Origin of the sequence: Rhodopirellula sp. JB055 (assembly GCF_043100905.1) — a bacterium.
GTDB lineage: Bacteria > Planctomycetota > Planctomycetia > Pirellulales > Pirellulaceae > Rhodopirellula.
This window is the reverse complement of the sequence record NZ_JBICHO010000195.1, coordinates 1-6,481: the sequence shown is the minus strand read 5'-3', so window position 1 is coordinate 6,481 and position 6,481 is coordinate 1. Positions and strand designations below refer to the sequence as shown.

Sequence of the window (6,481 nt, the reverse complement as noted above, 5' to 3'; positions counted from 1 at the left end):
CGTTCCAAGGATTCGCGAACGCCTGATTGAGCGTGAGCGGGATTGCCATGGGAGATGCCTGTCACACAGGTGACAGCCACCGACGCGGGCAATGCGACCCGAAGAACCGCACGACGCAAGGTCGGGCAAAGCTGCGGAAGCGTGTTTGCGTTCCAGTGGATTGGCATCACCGGCCTCCTCGGTCACGCGAACGATCGCGAGAAGAGGTCGTCGAGCGACGGGTCGAGATGGTGGAGGCACCAAGCACTTGTTGCAGCACTTCACCCATCACTTCATCGCTGCTAGGGATGATGACTTCGACTGCTTGTTCACCACGCGAATCGATCGTTTGGACGAGCGTTTCGACTTCTGCGAATAGTTGGGGCGGTGCGGTCACGATCAGAGAGTTGCTGGCTTCGTGAACCGCGACTGTCATTTTAGGTTCCAGATCGCGTGCGGCTTGGGAGGCCGATTTTGGTGGCGGGTTTCTGGAATTGCCGCGGTTGTCTCCGTTGCGTGCTGCGTCGCGTGCGTTGGAGTCGTTTCCGCCTTTGCCACCCGCACTGGCTTTGTCTGCACCCTCAGCGATGCGTCCGGCGTACGCTTCCTGGATGGCTTCGGCGACGTCGGCTGCGCGAGTGTGTTGGAGTTCGATGACATGCGAACTGCCATAGGTTTGAACGGTGGTGATGCTACGGTCTTTGTCGATGATTTTGAGATAGTTTTCGATCAGGTCGATGTCGTCCGAGGTGCCTTGTGCAATCAGGCGGTTCAGTCGTGAATCGGAGACAATTGTGATCGAACCGAACAGCAACGTCATCGTTCCGTCACGCGTGGTCAGGAAGCTGCCCAGGTAGCCGCCGGAGGAAACCGACGTCATGGTTCCGTTGATCAGGGTTCCGGCTTCACCTTCTTTGGCTGCTTCACCGCCTTCGAGCAGTTCCGCCAGCATTCGAAGTGCATCGTCTGGCCGAATGTGTTTCAAGTAGAACGCGATCGGTGGAGAAGACGAAGGTTGCATGGAGGTGCCGAGCGACCGCAGGTGTTGCTCGAACTGGTTCAGTGCGTCTGTGTCTTCCGATTGGAGAACCAGGCCACGGTCGGTGATTTGACAAGTGATCGGTTCCGAACGCGAACGTGTGACAGTCGTCAGCAACCGCGCGTCCGTGGGTTCGTTGGTCAGATTGCGTTTGCTGGTCAGTTCGAGAGCTTCTTGAACGGGTTTGGGGTCCGAGCTTTCGGAGGCGTCCGCTTCGTCTTCATTGGGAACGCGTTCCAGGACGTTGGGTGAATTGGAATCGTGACCGGGATAGAGGATCACTGGATTGGCAGATTGCCAAAACTTCGCACCGGTTTCCAACAATCGCTCTGCACTTTTGCCTTTGAACGGAAGCACGCGCACTTGGTCAGCGTCGCTTGGCACGCTGCCTGCTTCCAAGCCTTCGACGATCGATTTGATTTGGTCGATGCGATGTCGTTTGCCGCGAACAAACAGACGTCGGTTGCCTGGATCGGCATCGATTCGCGGCGTGTCCGGATCGATCTCGTCCGAGTCGGCGTACACATCCGGAAGGTCGAGCATTTGATCGATCAAGCTGATCGCGTAGGTCGGGTCGACCGAGTTCAGTTGGATGACTTCGAATTCGTCTTCGACGGTCTGAAGTTCTTCGACCGTTTGGCTGATTTCCTTTTGAGTTTCGGCGGATGCCAGAGCGACGATCGTGCCCGCATCGTCATCCATGGAAAGACGAACCGTTTTGCCCGACAGCAACGTTTGCAGCACGTTGTAAACGGTGCGAACATTGCCGCCAGGAACCAAGTACGAACGGAGTTCCATGGGTTCGTTGGAGGAGGTCTTCGCCGCGTCGGGTTGATCAACTGCTTTGACCAGGCCCTCCAGCAATTTCACTTTGTCTTCAATGCCAGTGACGAAGATGCTGTTGCCACCCAGGTCGGCGGACAAGCTGACATCGATGCCGATCATCTCGTCCGTTGCCAATCCCAGGTGTGGGCGGGCGACGGTCAGGACATCGTCGGCCGTGACGTGTTGCAATTGGAACGACTGGACGACCGTGCCGTTGTCCATTTCCTCTTTTTTGAATGCTGACAGAACCCGCTGAACACTTTTCAGGTTCGCAACGGAGTCAGTGATGATCAACTGGTTCGTTTTACTGAGAACCGTGGGAGTGGTCATCAAGTTCAGAGCGGACAGCTCTTGGACTGCGTCTTCCGCGTCGATGTCACCCAAAGAGAAGATGCATTTGACGACGTCGTGCGGTTTTCTTTCGGTGAGTTGATCGGAATCAATGAACTCCGCCAGTGTTTTCAGTTGTTGCACGCCGCGTGGATCGCTCAGGTCAATGACCGAGAGCAGGCGGCCGCTGCGGACCAGCGTGAAACCTTCGGAGATCAAGAAGAGATTGACTCGGTCGATCGCTTCTTGAACGGTGAATTCACTGTTGTCGGTGTAGGTGAAACTTCCCGGCGGCAATTCGCTGATGTGCAGCGCGAGGTCAGCTTCATCGGCCAACCACTGAATCACTTCTCGCCACGGCACCCCGTTGAACGAGAACCGCAGGGTCTCTGCGGTCTGCGAGGCAACTGGAGCGGACGCCGTTGGTTCTGCCACGGAAGGCAGCGGTGCAGCAGGGTCCGTCGCAACAGCCGGTGCGGACTCGACCGTGTCATCGGCTTGGCATGAGGCGATGCCGGGGGCGGCGGTTCCACTGCCGATCCACAATCCACCCATGACGGCCAGAGCGATCGACGCACGAACAGACTGCTTCCGTTGATTCTGTCCTTGAACTCGGCGCTCGAGCTTTTGATCGCTAGGCTCGGTGCGGGCTGGGAAGCATCCATCCAAAGCGACCCATCGCTTTGGGAACTTCAATGCATTGTTCATGAGGCTGGAAGCTCGACGGTGGTGAAACCAACGGCTTGGATTGGGAGGGAGGCGGGGAGAGCGATCAAAAGTTTCGTCAGCAGAAATGATCGCAGGGGGGAAGTTCTAGATTAGTGAATTGTTGGCCGAAGTCAATGTTTTTCAGGGTTTTCGGACTGCCGAAGGCCGTCGCATCGAGCAACCTGTGTCACTCTTGCGGCGCGTCGCGTGTTGGTAGAAATCGCCGTTTTGGTGGGCTTCCAAGGCAGTCGGTGAGGCATTCTGGACCGTTTGGGCGAGCCGAACCAAGCGGCTGAGCCTCGTGATCAAACGGAATGGATTTGCCGAATCAGGTCGAGGATGGCCTGGGCTTGGTCGATTCCCCCAGCCTGTTTGACGAAATCGGCTCCCGCTTGCAATGCTTCCATGCTGACCGAGTTTGATGACGCGGTGGGGGTGGATGCCGGACCCGCGGGAGTTGCGGCGGCGGGCGAAGCGGTCGGTGGTCGTCGGCGTTTGGACGGAGCCGCTTTTTTCGCGGCCTTGCGTTTCTCTTGCGAACGGACGTTTCCGACGTCTTGGTATTTGATGCCGTGTTCTTCTAAAGCGGCAACGATTTCCGTGTTTCGGGCCTCCGGATGAGCCTGAATGTAGCGTCGAATTCGTTCGCTTTTGCTCATCGCTGGTTCGGCCGGTTTCGCCGGCGGTGCAGCGTCGCTGGTGGCACTGGAAGCGGAGTCGTTGGCGGGGGATTCGTTGATCAACTCAGGTTGCGTCGTATCCATGAAGGTTTGTTCTTGTCGATTTTGGGGCAAATCAAAACACCCCATTAAAATCACTGAGGTCAGAATTTGAAACCGTTCATCGGTACATCTCTGGCATCGCGAGAGGTTCTGGGCTTTTTCGGGACACCCGATGCTTTCACACGGCGGGAAAGATCGCTGCGGCAATCACTGTGACCAACAACGCTGAAACTCCAAGTGCAGCACTCATCGGCGAAATCGTTCGCAACGCTTCTTTCTCGGTCATGCCAGTCATTTCGGAGATGATCCAAAACGCGCTGTCGGTCATCCACGAGATCGGTTTGCTTCCCGCTCCAATCGCCATCGCGAGGTAAACTGGGTGAAAGGGTAGTTCCCCATTGGTGGCCAGCGATTGAAGGATGCTGGCCGATGTGATCATGGCAATGGTCGCGGAACCTTGAATCGTTCGAATCGCAGTCGTGACCAGAAACGCCAGTGGCAGCAACAAAAGACCCGGGAAACCTTTGGCGATGGAACCGACCACTTCCGCGATCCCCGCGTGGTAGAGCATTTTGCCCATCGCTCCACCGGCCGCGGTGATCAGGATGATGGATCCTGCGGAGGCGATGGCGGCGGAGATCACTTTGCGACGCTGATCGTTGGGGACCCAGCGAATCAATCCAAACGCGACGAGACAGCCCAGTCCCAATGCAAGGTTTTTGTCGCCCAAGCGAATGATCCATCCCAGCAGTTCCGATTCCGCGACGGCGTCGCTTCCGTAAACGGATTTGATCGTCGAACCCAAGGCGATCAAGACCACCGGTAGCGCGATCGGGAACAGTGCCAGCCACAGGGGTGGCTTGGGCGGGATCTCTGTCGTGTCGTCACCTGCTGACGCCAAGCGTTGGGTTTCTGGGCGGATTTCTTCGCCGTCTTCGTCACGAAGAGGCAGGTCGTTGAAGTGGTTGATGATTCTGGCGGCGGCAAGTGCGATCACGCTGGTCACGCTTCCAATCCCCAGTCCGGCGATCAACATCGCACCGATCTCAACTTCCAAGAATGCCGCGACTTGCAGCGGACCTGGTGTCGGCGGAATCAAGGAATGGGTGATCGATCCGCCGGCCAAGATGGCGAGGATGAACAACACATAATTCTTGCCCGTTTTGCGTCGCAGGGACCTGGCCAGCGGCAGCATCAAGTAGAAAACGGTGTCAAAAAACACCGGGATTCCCAATACGAAGGAGGCCGCTGCCATCGCTTCGGGAGCACGCTTTTCGCCGGTCCAGCGAAGCATCGTGTCGACGATTCGGGCCGCAGCACCGGACTGCATCAGCAAGCCCCCAATCACGCTGGCCAGCGCGATCACGATTCCAATCGATCCCGCGGTCGCGCCAAATGCATCGGCGACCCGGGCCGATGCACTCTGCCCAACGAACGCAGCGGCTTCCGCTTCCGTGAATTTGCCATCGGCCAATCGGGCGGATGCAAACGATGACAACTGAGCCGGTGTGGTCAGCATTGCCACCATCACCGCCGTCGACAGCAATGCTAGAAACGGATGCAATCGAAATGCGAGGATCGAGACCAGCACCATCGTCACGGCGAGCGCGACCAACCACCAAATCGTCAAGGCTTCTTCTCACAGCGTGGGGAATGGATGTGTGACGCCAGAGTCTACTCCAAGCAGACACGCCATTGCCCGTCGATCAAACGTTCTTGGGGGACGAATCGTGATTTGTAATTCAGGTGAGGATTCTCAGCGACATACAAACCCAAGTACACCCAAGTGCGACCGTTGTCTTGAGCCCATTGGATTTGTTGCAGCACCGCGAAAGTTCCCAAGCTGAACTTGGATGCGATTGGATCGAAGTGCGTGTACACCGCGCTGATGCTTTCTTGTCCGATGTCCATGATCGATACACCAACCAGTTGATCCTGATATCGGATTTCCAATTCAAGAGTCGGCCAGCAAGTCGCGATCAAAAATGTTTCGTAGTCCGATGCGCTGATGTCATCGTCATGGGCCAGTCCACGAACGTTGCGATGGTCGTTGTAAAGTCGAACACGGTCCGCGTCGACTTGCGGGGGCTGCCAACGCCATGTCAGTTCTCGTTCGGCTTTCTTGAGAACACGCCTGAGCGATTTGGTTAGCTTGAAGTCTGCCACTCGCAAACGAGTTGGCTGGCACGCACTGCATTGTGGGCAGTTGGTGTGATAGACGAATTGGCTGCTGCGGCGAAAGCCAGCGGCCAGCAGCGTGTCCGTGTCTTCGTTGCGGCGTGGCGGCGTCGGGTAGTACAGCGGCATGCGAGCTGGTTCGCCATCAATGTAGGGGCAATCGCTGACGGCGTCCTGGACCAGCATCATTCGATGACGCAGGGCAGCAGCACTTTCGGGAAAACCATCGTTCGGGGGACTCATGGCATCCAGCGTACCGGATTGCTTCACCGATGGTTAAGGTGCCATTTTGTCCGCAGATTGTTGTCAGAATCAAAGTTCGCTGGAGATCGCGTCGTTGCTGCGGGCGGTCCCAAGTGCGCCCCAGATGCCATGTGGGCTTTCTGTGTGAACGTACTTGGATTGGGATGACGAATCGTTGTCGTCTTCATGATCGGTTTCAGTTGGATTGTCTCCCTCCGCTTCGTTGGATTGGGGTAACCGAACAACCGCAGCGTTTGAATCACCATGGTCAATTGATTCGGTGATGAATTTGACCGCACCATCGGCCATCAACAGATGTGCTCCACCGGCATGAAAACTGCCGGCCGAATAAATGCCCGGAGCGGTCAATTGCTTCCCGGCGGAACAGCTTGGCGAATTGGGTGGCAGGATCGTATTGACGGCCGCAATCGCAGCGACTCCATCTGCCCAACGACCG

5 protein-coding genes are annotated in these 6,481 nt (G+C 56.8%); all 5 read right to left on the bottom strand.

What is annotated here, in order from left to right:
- Positions 1-166 precede the first annotated feature (166 nt).
- Entirely contained in the window at positions 167-2,881 is a 2,715-nt protein-coding gene (locus tag ACF8AM_RS07950; RefSeq protein WP_392555123.1) for a secretin N-terminal domain-containing protein, read from the bottom strand.
- 305 nt (positions 2,882-3,186) lie between these two features.
- The gene (locus ACF8AM_RS07945; protein ID WP_392555122.1) at positions 3,187-3,645 is read right to left on the bottom strand and encodes a hypothetical protein; all 459 of its coding nucleotides are present in this window, start codon (positions 3,643-3,645) and stop codon (positions 3,187-3,189) included.
- A 136-nt stretch (positions 3,646-3,781) separates the two neighbouring features.
- Complete coding sequence (locus ACF8AM_RS07940) at positions 3,782-5,233, bottom strand: GntP family permease (RefSeq protein ID WP_392555121.1); 1,452 nt, start codon at positions 5,231-5,233, stop codon at positions 3,782-3,784.
- Between the two features lie 44 nt (positions 5,234-5,277).
- Entirely contained in the window at positions 5,278-6,024 is a 747-nt protein-coding gene (locus ACF8AM_RS07935; RefSeq protein WP_392555120.1) for an arginyltransferase, read from the bottom strand.
- 69 nt (positions 6,025-6,093) lie between these two features.
- Positions 6,094-6,481, bottom strand: a 388-nt coding sequence (locus ACF8AM_RS07930; RefSeq protein ID WP_392555119.1) for a DUF1559 domain-containing protein, incomplete at its 5' end; no start/stop codon positions are given.